This is a genomic window from Mesorhizobium ciceri biovar biserrulae WSM1271, assembly GCF_000185905.1.
Classification (GTDB): domain Bacteria; phylum Pseudomonadota; class Alphaproteobacteria; order Rhizobiales; family Rhizobiaceae; genus Mesorhizobium; species Mesorhizobium ciceri.
This window is the reverse complement of record NC_014923.1, coordinates 188,080-203,187: the sequence shown is the minus strand read 5'-3', so window position 1 is coordinate 203,187 and position 15,108 is coordinate 188,080. Positions and strand designations below refer to the sequence as shown.

11 protein-coding genes are annotated in these 15,108 nt (G+C 64.6%); 6 read left to right on the top strand and 5 right to left on the bottom strand.

Translation table 11 applies throughout. The annotated features are described in order from the left end of the window. Window positions 1-82 precede the first annotated feature (82 nt). The 3 genes from MESCI_RS00925 (at window position 83) to MESCI_RS00915 (ending at window position 3,955) form a co-directional block, all read left to right on the top strand. A complete protein-coding gene (locus MESCI_RS00925; RefSeq protein ID WP_013528058.1) occupies window positions 83-2,587 on the top strand; it encodes a heavy metal translocating P-type ATPase in 2,505 nt (834 codons plus the stop codon). Between the two features lie 43 nt (window positions 2,588-2,630). After that, the gene (gene copM, locus MESCI_RS00920; protein WP_013528057.1) at window positions 2,631-3,023 is read left to right on the top strand and encodes a CopM family metallochaperone; all 393 of its coding nucleotides are present in this window, start codon (window positions 2,631-2,633) and stop codon (window positions 3,021-3,023) included. Window positions 3,024-3,109: 86 nt separating this feature from the next. Continuing rightward, window positions 3,110-3,955: an aldo/keto reductase gene (locus tag MESCI_RS00915; RefSeq protein WP_013528056.1), complete on the top strand. Its 846-nt coding sequence runs from the start codon at window positions 3,110-3,112 to the stop codon at window positions 3,953-3,955. Here the strand turns inward: MESCI_RS00915 and mutS are convergent, their stop codons facing one another. Continuing rightward, window positions 3,956-6,685: a DNA mismatch repair protein MutS gene (gene mutS, locus MESCI_RS00910; protein ID WP_013528055.1), complete on the bottom strand. Its 2,730-nt coding sequence runs from the start codon at window positions 6,683-6,685 to the stop codon at window positions 3,956-3,958. A 213-nt stretch (window positions 6,686-6,898) separates the two neighbouring features. Between mutS and MESCI_RS00905 the strand changes: the two genes are divergently transcribed. After that, entirely contained in the window at window positions 6,899-9,178 is a 2,280-nt protein-coding gene (locus MESCI_RS00905; RefSeq protein WP_013528054.1) for an NADP-dependent malic enzyme, read from the top strand. 33 nt (window positions 9,179-9,211) lie between these two features. On the opposite strand, the gene MESCI_RS00900 is transcribed toward MESCI_RS00905, so the two are convergent. Both MESCI_RS00900 and MESCI_RS00895 read right to left on the bottom strand, forming a co-directional pair. Next, window positions 9,212-9,913, bottom strand: a complete 702-nt coding sequence (locus tag MESCI_RS00900) for an antitoxin Xre/MbcA/ParS-like domain-containing protein (protein WP_013528053.1) — start codon at window positions 9,911-9,913, stop codon at window positions 9,212-9,214. A gap of 389 nt (window positions 9,914-10,302) precedes the next feature. Beyond that, complete coding sequence (locus MESCI_RS00895) at window positions 10,303-11,295, bottom strand: adenosine kinase (protein ID WP_013528052.1); 993 nt, start codon at window positions 11,293-11,295, stop codon at window positions 10,303-10,305. A gap of 230 nt (window positions 11,296-11,525) precedes the next feature. On the opposite strand from MESCI_RS00895, the gene MESCI_RS00890 reads away from it, so the two are divergent. Together MESCI_RS00890 and MESCI_RS00885 are read left to right on the top strand one after the other, a co-directional pair. Beyond that, a complete protein-coding gene (locus MESCI_RS00890; RefSeq protein WP_013528051.1) occupies window positions 11,526-12,458 on the top strand; it encodes a DMT family transporter in 933 nt (310 codons plus the stop codon). Between the two features lie 90 nt (window positions 12,459-12,548). Continuing rightward, a complete protein-coding gene (locus MESCI_RS00885) occupies window positions 12,549-13,259 on the top strand; it encodes a sulfate transporter family protein (protein WP_013528050.1) in 711 nt (236 codons plus the stop codon). 9 nt (window positions 13,260-13,268) lie between these two features. Here the strand turns inward: MESCI_RS00885 and MESCI_RS00880 are convergent, their stop codons facing one another. Together MESCI_RS00880 and MESCI_RS00875 are read right to left on the bottom strand one after the other, a co-directional pair. Continuing rightward, a complete protein-coding gene (locus MESCI_RS00880; RefSeq protein WP_013528049.1) occupies window positions 13,269-14,267 on the bottom strand; it encodes a proline racemase family protein in 999 nt (332 codons plus the stop codon). A gap of 13 nt (window positions 14,268-14,280) precedes the next feature. Next, window positions 14,281-15,084: an isocitrate lyase/PEP mutase family protein gene (locus MESCI_RS00875; RefSeq protein ID WP_013528048.1), complete on the bottom strand. Its 804-nt coding sequence runs from the start codon at window positions 15,082-15,084 to the stop codon at window positions 14,281-14,283. Window positions 15,085-15,108: the final 24 nt, after the last annotated feature.

Sequence of the window (15,108 nt, the reverse complement as noted above, 5' to 3'; positions counted from 1 at the left end):
AAAAGTCGAAACAGCCCTTGACCTTCCAGTTACTGGAAGCCCTATCTCCACGTCACACACCGATCCATCAAGGCATTTTCGAATGACGCATTCAGATCACGATCATCACGCGCACGGCAGCTGCTGCTCGACAAAAGGCGCCGTGCCCACCACGAAGAGCGTCGTCCGCGACCCGGTCTGCGGCATGACTGTCGATCCGGCGGCTGGCAAGCCGACGGCCGAGCATGATGGCCATCTCTATCATTTCTGCAGCCAGGGCTGCCGCACGAAATTCGTCGCCGAACTGGAAAAATTCCTGACCGCCACCGATCCGGTCTGCGGCATGAGCGTCGACCGCGCGACAGCCAGTCATTTTGCCCGCCACGAAGGCCAGGGCTTCTATTTCTGCTCGGCCGCTTGCCAGGCGAAATTCGAGGCGGAGCCGCAAAAATATCTCGGCGGCAGGCCAGCACCGCAGCCGATGCCCAAGGGCACGCAATACACCTGCCCGATGCACCCGGAGATCGTCCGCGACAAGCCCGGATCCTGCCCGAAATGCGGCATGGCGCTGGAGCCGATGGGCGTACCAACGGGTGACGAGGGTCCCAATCCGGAACTGGTCGATTTCACCAGGCGATTCTGGGTCAGTGCCGCTCTATCCGTCCCTTTGCTGGTCGTCGCCATGGCGCCGATGCTTGGCCTGACTTTCCAGGCTTTTGTCGACGAGCGGACGAAGGTCTGGCTTGAGCTGGCATTGGCCAGCCCCGTCGTGTTGTGGGCGGCACTGCCTTTCTTCCACCGCGGCTGGGATTCGCTCGTCAACCGCAGCCCCAACATGTGGACGCTGATCTCGCTCGGCGTCGGCGCCGCCTATCTCTACAGCGTCGTCGCCACGCTGTTTCCGGATATCTTTCCGCATCAGTTCCGCGGCCATGGCGGTGCGGTGCCGGTTTATTTCGAGGCTGCCGCCGTCATCGTCGCGCTGGTCTTCCTTGGCCAGGTGCTGGAGCTGCGCGCCCGTGAAAAGACCGGCTCGGCGATCCGCGCCTTGCTCGATCTCGCACCGAAGACAGCGCGGCTGATCGCCGCCGATGGTTCCGAAAACGACGTGCCCCTCGCCGCCGTCAAGGCCGGCGATCGCCTGCGCATACGCCCCGGTGACGCCGTGCCGGTCGATGGCACGGTGCTGGAAGGACGGTCCTCGCTCGACGAATCGATGATCACGGGCGAGCCGTTGCCGGTCGAGAAGGTCGAGGGCGATGCGCTGACCGGCGGCACGCTCAACAAGAATGGTGCGCTGATCATGCGCGCTGAGAAGGTCGGCGCCGAGACGACGCTGGCGCGCATCGTCGAGCTCGTCGCCAAGGCGCAGCGCTCGCGCGCCCCGATCCAAGGGTTGGCTGATCGCGTTTCTTTCTACTTTGTCCCGGCCGTCGTCCTTGTCGCGATTGTCGCCTTCATCGCTTGGGCCGTGTTTGGACCCGAGCCCAGCCTGATCTTTGCCATCGTCTCGGCGGTGTCGGTGCTGATCATCGCTTGTCCCTGTGCGCTCGGCCTCGCCACGCCGATGTCGATCATGACCGCCACCGGGCGCGGGGCGCATGCCGGCGTGCTGATCAAGGAAGCCGCAGCACTCGAACGCTTCGCTTCCGTCGACACGCTGATCGTCGACAAAACGGGGACGCTGACCGAAGGCCGGCCGAAGCTGACCGATGTCGTCACGGCAAACGGCTTTTCCGAAGACGAATTGCTGGCGCTTGCCGCGGGCCTGGAGAAAGGCTCGGAGCATCCGCTGGCTGAAGCCATCGTTGACGGCGCCGCTACGCGCGGCGTGACCGTTGCAGAGGCCAGCGGCTTCGAGGCGGTCACCGGGAAGGGTGTGTCCGGTTCGGTCTCGGGAAAGACGGTCGCGCTCGGGAACGCCGCGATGATGGCCGACCTTGGCGTCGACATCGCATCCATCTCGGCCAAGGCCGAGGCGCTGCAACTCGAAGGCAAGACGGCGATGTTCGTTGCTGTCGACAAAAAACTGGCCGGCATCGTCGCCGTCGCCGACCCTATCAAGACAACGACGGCCGAGGCGATCAAGGCGCTGCATGAAAGCGGCTTGCGGATCATCATGGCGACCGGCGACAATGAACGCACGGCCAACGCGATCGCCAGAAGCCTCGGCATCGACGAGGTCCGCGCCGGCCTGCTGCCGGAACAGAAGGCAGCCCTTGTCGAGGAACTGCGCGCAAAAGGCACCGGCGTTGCCATGGCCGGCGACGGCGTCAACGATGCACCGGCCCTTGCCGCCGCCGATGTCGGCATCGCCATGGGCACCGGCGCCGATGTCGCCGTCGAAAGCGCCGGCATCACCTTGGTCAAAGGCGACCTCAACGGCATCGTGCGGGCGCGCACGCTGGCTCAGGCGACGATCCGCAACATCCGCCAGAACCTGTTCTTTGCCTTCCTCTACAACGTGCTTGGCGTGCCGGTCGCCGCCGGCGTGCTCTATCCGCTCACCGGCACGCTGCTGTCGCCGATGCTGGCAGCGGCGGCGATGAGCCTGTCCTCGGTGTCGGTGATCGCAAACGCATTGCGGCTGAGAACATTGAAACTCTGATCCAAGCCCCCAAATACGAAACCCATCCAACAGGAGACCATGTATGACCTTCGCCAAAAAACTCGTGCTGCTGCTGATGGCGGCCGGAATGCTGGTTGCCGTCTTCCTCGAAAGCGTTCCGGCGCAGAGCGAAGAGATGAAACACGACATGGGCGCTATGGCGACGGACGCGACCAGTCCTTCGACGGAAGGCTACAAGGCGGCGATGGACAAGATGCATGCCGACATGATGGCGTCCGACTATACCGGCAATGCCGACGTCGATTTCGTCAGAGGCATGATCCCGCACCATCAGGGTGCGATCGACATGGCCAAGGTTGAACTTGCCAATGGCAAGGACCCGGAAATCCGCAAGCTGGCCGAAGGCGTCATCGCCGCGCAGGAAGCAGAGATCAAGCAGATGCAGGCCTGGCTCGCCGCCCATCCGGTGAAGTAAGTCTTCAGCCATCGCCAGCGCGGCGAGAACGCCTCTGGATTTATCGCCCAGCCTGTGATGCGATCCGGCCCCAACTGGAGCCCGCCATGCCACCGACCATCAGAACCACCAAACTGCCCTCCGGCGAAGCCGTTCAGGTGCTTGGCCAGGGCACATGGAAGATGGGCGAAGATTCCCGTCGCCGCGCCGATGAGGTGAATGCCCTCAAGCTCGGCCTCGACCTCGGCATCACGTTGATCGACACCGCCGAAATGTATGCCAGCGGCGGTGCCGAGGAGGTGGTGGCCGAAGCCATTGCCGGGCGCCGCGACGAGACCTTCCTGGTCTCGAAAGTGCTACCGTCGAACGCCTCGCGCGCGGGCGTGCAGCGGGCCTGCGAAAACAGCCTGAAACGCCTGCGCACCGACCGCATCGATCTCTATCTCTTGCATTGGCCCGGCAGCGTGCCATTGACGGAAACCGTCGCGGCCTTCGAGGCCCTGAAAAAGGCCGGCAAGATCCGCCACTGGGGCGTCAGCAATTTCGACACCGACGAGATGGAAGAGCTGATCGGCCTGCCCGATGGCGGCAATGTCCAGTCCAACCAGGTGCTCTACAATTTGGTCCGGCGTGGCCTCGAATTCGATCTGGCGCCCTGGAGCCGGCAGCGCGGCATCCCCTTGATGGCCTATTCTCCGGTCGAGCAGGGTGCGTTGGCGCGCAATGCCAGGCTCGAAGCCATCGCCGGGCGCCACAATGCGACCCCAGCGCAAATCGCCCTGGCCTGGGTGATGCATCAGGAGGGCGTCATCGCCATCCCGAAGGCCAGCAGCGAGGAGCATGTCCGCCAGAATGTCGCTGCGCTCGACATCAAGCTTGCGCCGCAGGACATCGCCGATCTCGACCGCGCCTTCCCGCCACCAGCGCGCAAGCGCGGGTTGGAGATGATCTGACTACGTCCCCGCCAACCCCTTCAGCCGGTAGAGCGCTTCCAGCGCCTCGCGTGGCGTCATTTCGTCCGGGTTGATCTCGCCGAGCGCCATACCCAGCGCGTCGCTCTTGACCGGCTTCGGCGCTTCTCGCTTCACCGCCACCGAAAACAATGGAAGATCGTCGACCAGCCGGTTGGTCTTGCCCGAAACTTCGCCCTCTTCCAGTTGGTGCAGCACTTCCTTGGCCCGGTCGACCACCGCTTCCGGCAGGCCGGCCAGCCGCGCCACCTGCACGCCGTAGGAGCGGTCGGCGGCACCCTTGCCGACCTCGTGCAGGAAGACGACGTCGTTTTCCCATTCTTTGACCCGCATGGTGACATTGTGGAGCCGCACCAGCTTGCCGGCCAGCGAGGTCATTTCGTGGAAATGGGTGGCGAAGATTGCCCGGCAGCGGTTCTTCTCATGCAGATATTCGACCGCCGCCCAGGCGATCGACAGGCCATCGAAAGTGGCGGTGCCGCGGCCGATCTCGTCGAGGATCACCAGTGCGCGCTCGCCGGCCTGGTTGAGGATCGCTGCCGTCTCGACCATCTCGACCATGAAGGTCGAGCGGCCGCGCGCCAGATCGTCCGAGGCGCCGACACGCGAGAACAGCCGGTCGACGACGCCGATATGGGCCGATGTCGCCGGCACGAACGAGCCGGTCTGGGCCAGGATGGCGATCAGCGCGTTTTGCCGCAGGAATGTCGATTTACCGCCCATGTTCGGGCCGGTCAAAAGCCAGATCGCGCCGTTCCGGGCAGCTCCCTCCGGCGACAGGTCGCAATCATTGGCGACGAACGGGCCTTCGCCGGAGCGGCGCAAGGCCTGTTCGACCACCGGATGCCGCCCGCCCGTAATCTCGAAGGCAAGGCTCGAATCCACCACCGGCCGGCACCAGGCTTCGCTTTCCGACAGAAGCGCGAGCGCCGCGGAGACATCGAGCACGGCCAGTGCATCGGCGCCGGCACGGATCTTCTCCGCTTCGCCGACCGCTTCCGTCGTCAGCGCCTCGAAGGCGGCCAGTTCGATGTTGAGCGCCCGGTCGGCGGCATTGGCGATCTTGGTCTCGAGCTCGGCAAGCTCGGTCGTGGTAAAGCGCATGGCGTTGGCCATGGTCTGGCGGTGGATGAAGCGCGCCTTGGCGCCATCGCTGCCGGTCATCACAGCATGGTGGTTGGCGGTCACCTCGATATAGTAGCCGAGCACATTGTTGTGCCGGATTTTCAGCGAGCGGATGCCGGTCTCGTCGATCAGCGAGCGTTCCAGCCCGGCGATCACCTTTCGCGATTCGTCGCGCAGCGCCCGCATCTCGTCGAGATCGGCATGGTAGCCGCCACGAACGAAGCCGCCGTCGCGCTTGAGCAGCGGCAGTTCGTCGCCAAGTGCCTGCATCAGATGCTGCGAAAGCGCTTGGGGCAGTGCATGGATGGCGGCCAATGCCGCCGCAAGTTCCGGGGGCAGGGCGGTCGCGGCAAAGATTTCGGCGATCGCGCCTGCCGCCTCGAAGCCGGCGCGCAGCGCGCCAAGGTCGCGCGGCCCACCCCGGTTGAGCGCCAGCCTGGACAGCGCGCGGGGCATGTCGGCAACGCTCTTCAGGCTCGACCGCACCGCCTGGCAAAGTCGCGTTTCGGAACGGAAGAACGACACTGAGTCCAGCCTGGCGCCGATCGCCGCCGGGTCGGTCAGCGGCGCCATCAGCCGGTCGGCGAGCAGCCTTGCGCCGCCGCCGGTCACCGTGCGGTCGATCGCCTTGAACAGCGAGCCTTCGCGGCTGCCCGACAGCGTGCGCAGCAGTTCCAGATTGCCGCGTGTCGCCGGATCGATGAACAGGGTCGAACCCTGCTCCTCGCGTTCGGGCCGCGACAGCGGCGGGCGCTCCGCTTTCTGCGTCTTCTCGACATAGGCAATGGCGCCCGAGATCGCCGATAGTTCGGCGCGCGAAAAGGCGCCAAAACTGTCCGGCGTCGCCACATCGAAGAAGCGGGCGATGCGCCCTGTCGCCGACGCCGAATCGAACAGTGACGGTGGTTGCGGGCTGGCGACGCGGCCGAGCACGTCGAACACCGGCTTCAGTTCCGGATCGTGGAACACTGGCTCGGCAACGATCAACTCACGCGGATCGACACGGAAGATGTCAGCCAAAAGCCGGTCGGCGGTGGTGTCGGTGACGCGGAAGGCGCCGGTCGAGATGTCGATCCAGGCCAGCGCAAAGGAGGGGTCCGCTCCGCCTTTCACCCGCCCCAGCGCCATCAGGAAGCTCGATTCCGACGGCGCCAGCAATTTGTCCTCGGTGATGGTGCCTGGTGTCACCAGCCGCACCACATCGCGGCGCACCACCGATTTGCCGCCGCGTTTCTTCGCCTCGGCCGGATCCTCGATCTGTTCGCAGACGGCAACGCGGAAACCCTGGCCGATCAGCTTCTGCAGATAGTCGTCAGCAGCATGCACCGGCACGCCGCACATCGGAATGTCGAGCCCTTGATACTTGCCGCGCTTGGTCAAGACGATGCCCAGCGCCCGGCTCGCCTTCTCGGCATCGTCGAAGAACAGCTCGTAGAAATCGCCCATGCGGTAGAACAGCAGCGAATCCGGGTTTGCCGCCTTGATCTCGATGAATTGCTCGATCATCGGCGTGGCGCCGGCGTGGGCGGTCGGCACCGGCGTCATCGCCTCGGGGGCGTCTGGCTCGTTCGGGCTGTGCATGTTCATGCGCCGCACGCTAGCAGATGTGATCGCGCGGTTTAATGCCGGGGCTTCGAAAAACAGGGGACGACCGGGACGGCAGGATGCCCGCAATCGCGCGTACCAACCGCGATTCCGCACGCTGGCGGTTTACACGCGGCGGCGCGTGGTCTTAATTCGGTCCGACACAAAGCACCCGCTTCAACGAGGTGCTGCACCGGTGAGGAAATCAAGTACATCATGGCCAGGAAAACCGAGAACAGCGGTCCGTCCGTCAGTGCGCAGGAAGCGCTCGAATTCCACGCCATGGGTCGGCCGGGCAAGCTGGAGGTCGTCGCCACCAAGCCCATGGCAACGCAGCGCGACCTTAGCCTCGCCTATTCGCCTGGTGTCGCGGTTCCGGTCCTGGCCATCGCCGAAGACCCCTCGCGCGCCTTCGACTACACGACGCGCGGCAATATGGTCGCAGTCATCTCCAACGGCACAGCCATCCTCGGCCTTGGCAATCTCGGCGCGCTGGCCTCCAAGCCGGTGATGGAGGGCAAGGCGGTGCTGTTCAAGCGCTTCGCCGATGTCGATTCCATCGACCTCGAGGTCGACACCGAGGGCGCCGACGAGTTCATCAACTGCGTGCGTTTCCTCGGGCCCTCTTTCGGCGGCATCAATCTCGAGGACATCAAGGCGCCGGAATGCTTCATCATCGAGCAGCGGCTGCGCGAATTGATGGACATCCCGGTCTTCCATGACGACCAGCACGGCACTGCGATCATCTCCGCCGCCGGCCTGATCAACGCGCTGGAGATCACCGGTCGCGACATGAAGACCACGAAAATGGTCTGCAACGGCGCCGGCGCCGCCGGCATCGCCTGCATCGAGCTGATGAAGGCGATGGGCTTTTCGCCCGAAAACATCATCCTGTGCGACACCAAGGGCGTCGTCTTCCAGGGCCGCACCGAAGGCATGAACCAGTGGAAATCGGCGCATGCGGTCAAGACCGAGGCGCGCAGCCTCGCCGAGGCGCTCGACGGCGCCGACGTCTTCCTCGGCCTTTCCGCCAAGGGCGCGCTGACCACCGCCATGGTGCAGTCGATGGCCAAGAACCCGATCATCTTCGCCATGGCCAATCCCGATCCGGAAATCACGCCGGAGGAAGTGGCCGAGATCCGCACCGACGCCATCATGGCCACCGGGCGTTCCGATTATCCCAATCAGGTCAACAACGTGCTCGGCTTCCCCTATATCTTTCGCGGCGCGCTGGATGTCAGGGCAACCACCATCAATGACGACATGAAGATCGCCGCCGCCCAGGCGCTGGCGGCACTGGCGCGCCAGGACGTGCCCGACGACGTCGCCGCCGCCTATCAGGGCAATCGGCCGAAATTCGGCCCCAACTACATCATCCCGGTGCCGTTCGACCCGCGCCTGATCTCGGCCATTCCGATTGCGGTCGCCAAGGCGGCGATGGATTCAGGCGTCGCCCGCAAGCCGATCCTTGACCTCGACCGTTACGCGCAGGAACTGTCGGCCCGCCGCGACCCGATCGCCTCGACCCTGCAGCGCATCTACGACCGCGTGCGCCGCCAGCCCAAGCGCATCGTCTTCGCCGAGGGCGAGGAGGAACAGGTCATGCGCGCCGCCGTCTCCTATGTGAACCAGAAGCTCGGCACCGCCATCCTGCTCGGCCGCGACGACGTCATCAAGGAAAACGCCAAGCATGCCGGCATCGATCTCAACAAGCAAGGCATCGAGATCATCAATGCAAGGCTGTCGCGCCGCAACGGCATCTACACCGACTACCTCTACGAGCGCATGCAGCGCAAAGGCTTCCTGTTTCGCGACTGCCAGCGGCTGATCAACAACGATCGCAACCACTTTGCCGCCTGCATGGTGGCGCTGGGCGACGCCGACGGCATTGTCACCGGCGTCACCCGCAACTATTCGACAGCGCTCGACGACATCCGCCGCGTCATCGATGCCAAGCCCGGCCACCGCGTCATCGGCGTCTCGATCGTGCTGGCGCGGGGCAAGACCGTGCTGGTCGCCGACACCGCCGTGCACGATATGCCGAACGCCGAGCAGATCGCCGACATCGCCGAGGAGGCGGCAGGCTTTGCCCGCCGCATGGGTTATGAGCCGAGGCTCGCCATGCTCGCCTATTCCACCTTTGGCCATCCGCAGGGCGAACGCTCCGAGCGCGTCCAGGAAGCCGTGCGCATCCTCAACAAGCGCCGCGTCGATTTCGAATATGACGGCGAAATGGCCGCCGACGTCGCCCTCAACGCCCGCGCCATGGCGCAATATCCGTTCATCCGCCTGACCGGCCCGGCCAATGTGCTGATCATGCCGGCGTTCCACTCGGCCTCGATTTCGACCAAGATGTTGCAGGAACTCGGCGGCTCGACGGTGATCGGGCCGCTGCTGGTCGGCCTGAACAAGCCGGTTCAGATCGTGTCGCTGAATGCCAAGGACAGCGATATCGTCAACATGGCGGCGATCGCGGCGTACACGGCGGGGACTTGAGGGGCTGGCCTCAGCGGTGAGTCCGCGAGGCGTTCAGCCTGGCGCGAATACGCGCGCGGCCTCGACGACCTCGTCCACCTGATCCTGCCGCAGCAAGTCGATCGGGACGCGGCCGTCGAGCTGCGCCGAGGGCCGCGTCAGCCACAGCCATGCGAGCCTCGGATTGGTGATCAGGGATAGCACGTCGCGAATGCCTGCAACCGGCCGGCCGTCGACGAACTGCGCCAGCGGGAAGACATGTTTGCGGCCGCCCTTGCGCAAGGCGATGACCTCACCCCGCCGCTGCCAGCGGTGCAGGGTCGAGCGGGCGATGCGCAGATGCTCTTCCAGATAGGTCGAACCGGCGACGCGGCCGGCCCAGTCCTCGATCAGCATCGATTCGAGATCGTCGGACTTTGGCAGCGAAGGAGGCTCGACATCGGCCAACGGGGTCGTCGGCGGATTTGTCACGCCGGCAATACCGGCTTCGCTGCGGCGCGCGGCTTCCGCCGCCAGCGCGCGCACGAATTTCGACGCCAGGCCGGGCAGGTCGGCATGGATGGCGTCGATGGCGCGCTGGTGCTTCGGTGACAGCAAGGTGACAGCGGACGCTATGCTGCCGGCGATCTTGCCGACCGAGACCATGGTGGGCTTGTTGATGGCCTCGTCATAGTGGGCAAGTGCACGTTCGACGTCTTCCGCGACCATCTCCGCGAAGTCGTCCTGCTTGAGGCCCTGGATTTGAAATCTGTTCATGCATCTGTCTTCTGGCCGCGCGCTCCCCCTCAGCTGCGGCCGATTGTTGAACTTCTAGTGCGGAAAACGGAAATCGCGGCGGCAACCGGTCCGGCCGCCCGACAGCTTGCTGTCTTGCATGTCTTGACACCCCAACTGACTGAGGGCGCACCGATGTTAGTCGCGGGCGCCCAGATTGCGTGTAGGTGTCATGTGTGACAGCCGCGCGACGGCATTTCCTTCTCCCCTTGTGGGAGAAGGTGGATTGGCGCGTAGCGCCAAGACGGTTGAGGGGTGTTCCAGCTTGGCGCCAAGCTACCCCTCACCCGGATTGCCATCCGATTTGTAAAGGACAAATCGGGGCAATCCGACCTCTCCCACAAGGGGAGAGGTTAAAAGCGTCGGGACCCCTACAGCAATCCCGCCTGCTCAGCCTCGCGGCGCAGATTCTGCCGGGGCCTGGGGCCGATCTGCTGGATCACCAATCCGGCCGCCAGTGAGCCAAGGTCGCCGCAGGTTTGCAGGTCGCGGCCTTGCGTGTAGCCATGCAGGAAGCCGGCGGCATAGAGATCGCCGGCGCCCGTCGTGTCGACCAGTTCCTTGATGGCGGTCGCCTTGATCACCACCGTCTCGTCGCCGCGCACGATCACGGAGCCTTTTTCCGAGCGGGTCACGGCGGCGATCCGGCAATCCTTGCGGATCTGCGCCAGCGCCTCGTCGAACGAGGATGTCTGGTAGAGCGATTTGATCTCGTGGCTGTTGGCAAAGACGATGTCGACCGTGCCCGAACGCATCAGCTCGAGGAATTCGTCGCGGTAGCGGTCGACGCAGAACGAATCCGACAGCGTCATCGACACTTCGCGGCCTGCTGCGTGCGCCAGCTTCGCCGTCTGGCGGATCGCTTCCTTGGCGCGCGGCGGGTCCCACAGATAGCCTTCGAAATAGGTGACCTTGGCGCCAGAAGCCTTATCGGCCTCGACATCCTCCGGCCCAAGCTCGACGCAGGCGCCGAGATAGGTGTTCATCGAACGCTCGCCGTCAGGGGTGACGAAGATCATCGACCGCGCCGTCGGCGGCTCGCCCTTGAGCGGCGTGGTGTCGAAGGCGACGCCCTGTGCATGGATGTCGTGCGCGTAGATTTCGCCCAGCGCATCGTTGGAGACCTTGCCGAAGAAGGCGGCGCGGCCGCCGAAGCTGGCGACGCCGGCCGCCGTGTTGCCGGCGCTGCCGCCGGACGCCTCGATCGCCGGGCCCATGCGGCTGTAGAGCAGTTCGGCGCGTTGTGTGTCGATGAGGTTCATCGCGCCCTTGATGATGCCGTTGGTCTCGAGGAATTCCTCGTCGCACTGGGCGATGATGTCGACAATGGCATTGCCGATGCAAAGCACGTCATAATCCGGCATCAAAATCTCCGCCAAAAACCCGAGCCGGCTTCTTGCCACGCCGGCCCGGCGCGGGTCTAGCGATTTGAAACCGGTTTGCCTAGGGCGTGACACGCAACTTTGGCGGAACAGGCAAAGGCGCATCAGCCGCGAGGCGCTATGAGAATTCGACCGTGGCCGAAGCATTTCATCGCCGCACCGCCTATAAGCCTGGATCAGACGATCCCGCTTCGAAGGCGAGCCAGCCCCCAATGTCTACAAAAAGCATGTCGACGAAGAACGAGCCTGCAAAAAACGATCTGACCACCGACCTGGTACTGCTCGTCGTGCTGGCAGTGCTCTGGGGCGCCTCCTACACCTTCATCAAGATCGGCGTCGAAACCATCCCGCCGGTCACCTTCATTGCCGCCCGCACCCTGATCGCTGGCGGCATCCTGTTGGCCATCATCCGCTGGCGCGGGCTCGCCTTGCCGGGCGACGCTGCAAGCTGGCGCCGCTTCGCCTTCCAGGCCTGCCTCAACAGCGTTATTCCGTTCACCCTGATCGCCGCGGCCGAACGCTCGGTCGATGCCGGCCTCGCCACCATCCTCAACGCGACCTCGCCGATCTTCACCTTCCTCTTGACCGCGCTCATCACCCGCCACGAGCCGGTCACCTTGCGCAAACTGATCGGTGTGGGCGCCGGCATTGCCGGCATCTGCCTCATTATCGGCACGCAGGCGCTGAGTGGCCTCGGTCATGAATTGTGGGCGCAATTGGCAATCGTCGCCGCGACGGTCTGCTATGCCGGGGCCGCCATTTTCGGCCGCGGTTTCAAGGGCCTCGACCCAATGCTACCGGCCGCCGGTTCCATGCTGTGCGGCGCCGTCATCCTCGTGCCGCTCAGTCTGGTGTTCGACCAGCCGTGGACGCTGGCGCCATCGACCGCGTCGATCCTGGCCCTGCTCGGCCTGTCGGTCTTTTCCACCGCGCTGGCCTTCGTTATCTATTTCCGCCTCATCCACACGCTGGGTTCGGTCGGCACCACCTCGCAGGCCTATCTGCGCGTGCCGATCGGCGTCGGCATCGGCGCTCTCTTCCTCGGCGAAAGTCTTGGTTCGACGGCATGGCTGGGCATGGGTTTTGTCGTGGCCGGGGTCGCTGCCATGACCATCCCAGTTCGAAAGCCGGCGTTTGCGCGGTAAACGCCAGCCCGCTTGTGCTCATGGCCTGCGCTGCCTATCTCGGAAGCATCCGCCTTTTAGGCGGCGTCCGCTAACCGGGGGTGTGACAAGGTGATTTTCGACGCTGCCCGCGCTGCGGCCCTCGAGCTGATTTCGCCTCCCTTTCGGGCCGTGTTCGTCAAGACGCTGGGCTTGACCGTGCTGGCACTGGTGGCTCTGTGGTTCGGCCTGACCAGCCTCGTCGAGTGGCTGGCGCTGCCGTGGCTGCAGACGCTGTTGCCCGGCATGCCGTCCTGGGCCGGGTGGCTCGGCGGCATCATCGCGGCAATAGCGCTTGCCTTCGGCATGGCGTTGCTCATCGCGCCGGTGACGGCTGTTGTCGCTGGCCTGTTCCTCGACGATATCGCCGAAGTGGTCGAGCGCACCGACTATCCCCGCGATCCGACCGGCCGCGCCATGCCGGCGCTGCGCTCGCTGGTGCTGTCGGCGCGATTCCTCGGTGTCGTCACTCTCGGCAACATCGTCGCCCTGCTGCTTCTCTTGGTGCCGGGCGTCAACATAGCCTCCTTCTTCATCGTCAACGGCTATCTGCTCGGGCGCGAGTTCTTCGAATTCGCCGCCATGCGCTTTCGCGGCGAAGACGAGGCCAGGGCCTTGCGCAGGCACTATGCCGGCACAGTGTTTCTCGCCGGGCTGCTCATCGCCGCTTTCCTCGCCGTGCCGTTGCTCAACCTGCTGACGCCGCTCTTCGCCGCCGCCATGATGGTGCATCTGCACAAGGCGATCTCGGTGCGGGAAGTGGCTCGCCCCTCACGCGGCTAGGCATTTTCTTCAGCGCAACAGAAATCCGCGTCCGAGCTCGTCATCGGCCTCGACGATGAATTCGGCCCGCCCGGAATAATAGGCGCGGCCGCCGACGCGGGCGATGATCGCCTCATGCCGTCCAGCCTTCGCCGTCCGCGCCACGGCTCCGGAAAAACGCGAGCCGGCGATGCTCTCGAATGTGCGCGTCTGTCCGATCGCGATCTCGCCTTTGGCATGCATGGCCGCCAGCCTTGCGGTGACGCCGGAACCGGTTGGCGAGCGGTCGACCTCGGCTTCGGCGAAGACGCAGATGTTTTTGGTCACCTCGCCGGAAAATGTGTCGCGGCCATCGGTCAGGATGGTACCGTATAGGAAGGCAAGGTCGCCGTGGTCGGGATGCGACAGCGGAAATTCAGCCTTGAGCCTGTCCGTCAGCCCCGTTGCCGCATCGACGAAATCGCGCATCCGGCTTCTGCCGAATTCGAGCCCGAATTGGTGACAATCGGCCAGCGCGTAGAAGGCGCCGCCATAGGCGACGTCGAAGCCAATCGTGCCGTGGCCCGCCAATTCGATCGCCTGTCCACCGGCGAACAGGAAGGCCGGCACGCTTTCGAACGACACCGCACCGGCCTTGCCGTCCCTGACCTCGACCGAGGCGACGACCAGCCCGCACGGCGCCTCGATATTGACTGTCGTGACTGGTTCCTGTTTCGCCACCAGCCCTTCATCGATGGCGTAGCGGCCGAGCGCGACGATGGCGTGGCCGCACATCGTCGAATAACCCTCATTGTGCATGAACAGCACGGCGAGGTCGGCGCCGGGCAGGTCCGGCTCGACCAGCAAGGCGCCATACATGTCGTAATGGCCGCGTGGCTCGAACATCAGGATTTTCCTGAGATGATCGAGATGGTCGCGCACATAGGCGCGCTTTTCCAGGATCGTGCCCTTGGGGATACCGGGATAGCCGCCGGTGACGATCCTCAGCGGCTCGCCGCCGGTATGCATGTCGATCACGGTCAGCGTCATGCGACGGGCCCCATTAATCCGAAGATTTGCCGAAGAGGGCCTGCAATTTGCTGAACGGCATGGCGGCGCGGGTGAAGCCGAAGGTGCCGTCTTGCTGGATTTCGCGTGCCGCCGTTTCCAGCATGCCGTAGGCGAAATTGGTCAGCCACGGCCCGAGCGAGATACGCTTGACGCCGGCCATGGCGAGATCGGCGATGGTAAAGCCCGGTACCGCCATGACATTGACCGGCTTGCTGACGGCAGAGCAGAGCGTGCGGATCATCTCGACGTTGCCGATGCTTGGCGCATAGAGTACGTCGGCGCCGGCCTTCTCGAACGCCTGCAGCCGCTTGATCGTGTCGTCGAGGTCGGACTTGCCCCAGAGGAAATTCTCGGCCCGCGCAGTGAAGACGAAATCGCGTTTCAGGGCCCGCGCCGCTTCCACGGCCGCCGCAACGCGTTCGACGGCGTGCGCAAAATCATAGATCGGCTTGTCCGGATCGCCGGTGTGGTCTTCGATCGAGCAGCCGGCAAGGCCGGCAGCTTCCGCCGCGAAGATGGTTTCGGCGGCCTGCTCGGCGCTGTCGCCCTTGCCTTTCTCGAGGTCGGCCGAGACCGGCAGGCTGGTCGCCGCGGTCACTTCGCGGCAATGGTGGATCATCTGGTCGAAGGTCACCGCGCCGTCCGGCAGGCCGCGCGAAAAGGCAAAGCCGGCGCTGGTCGTCGCCAGCGCCGTGAAGCCGAACGAGCCGAGCAGCTTGGTCGTGCCGATATCCCAGGGATTGGGCATGACGAAGGTCGAGGCATGCAGGTCGCGAAAGATCTTGCCCTTGTCCATGGTAGTTCCCCCATCATATGCGGT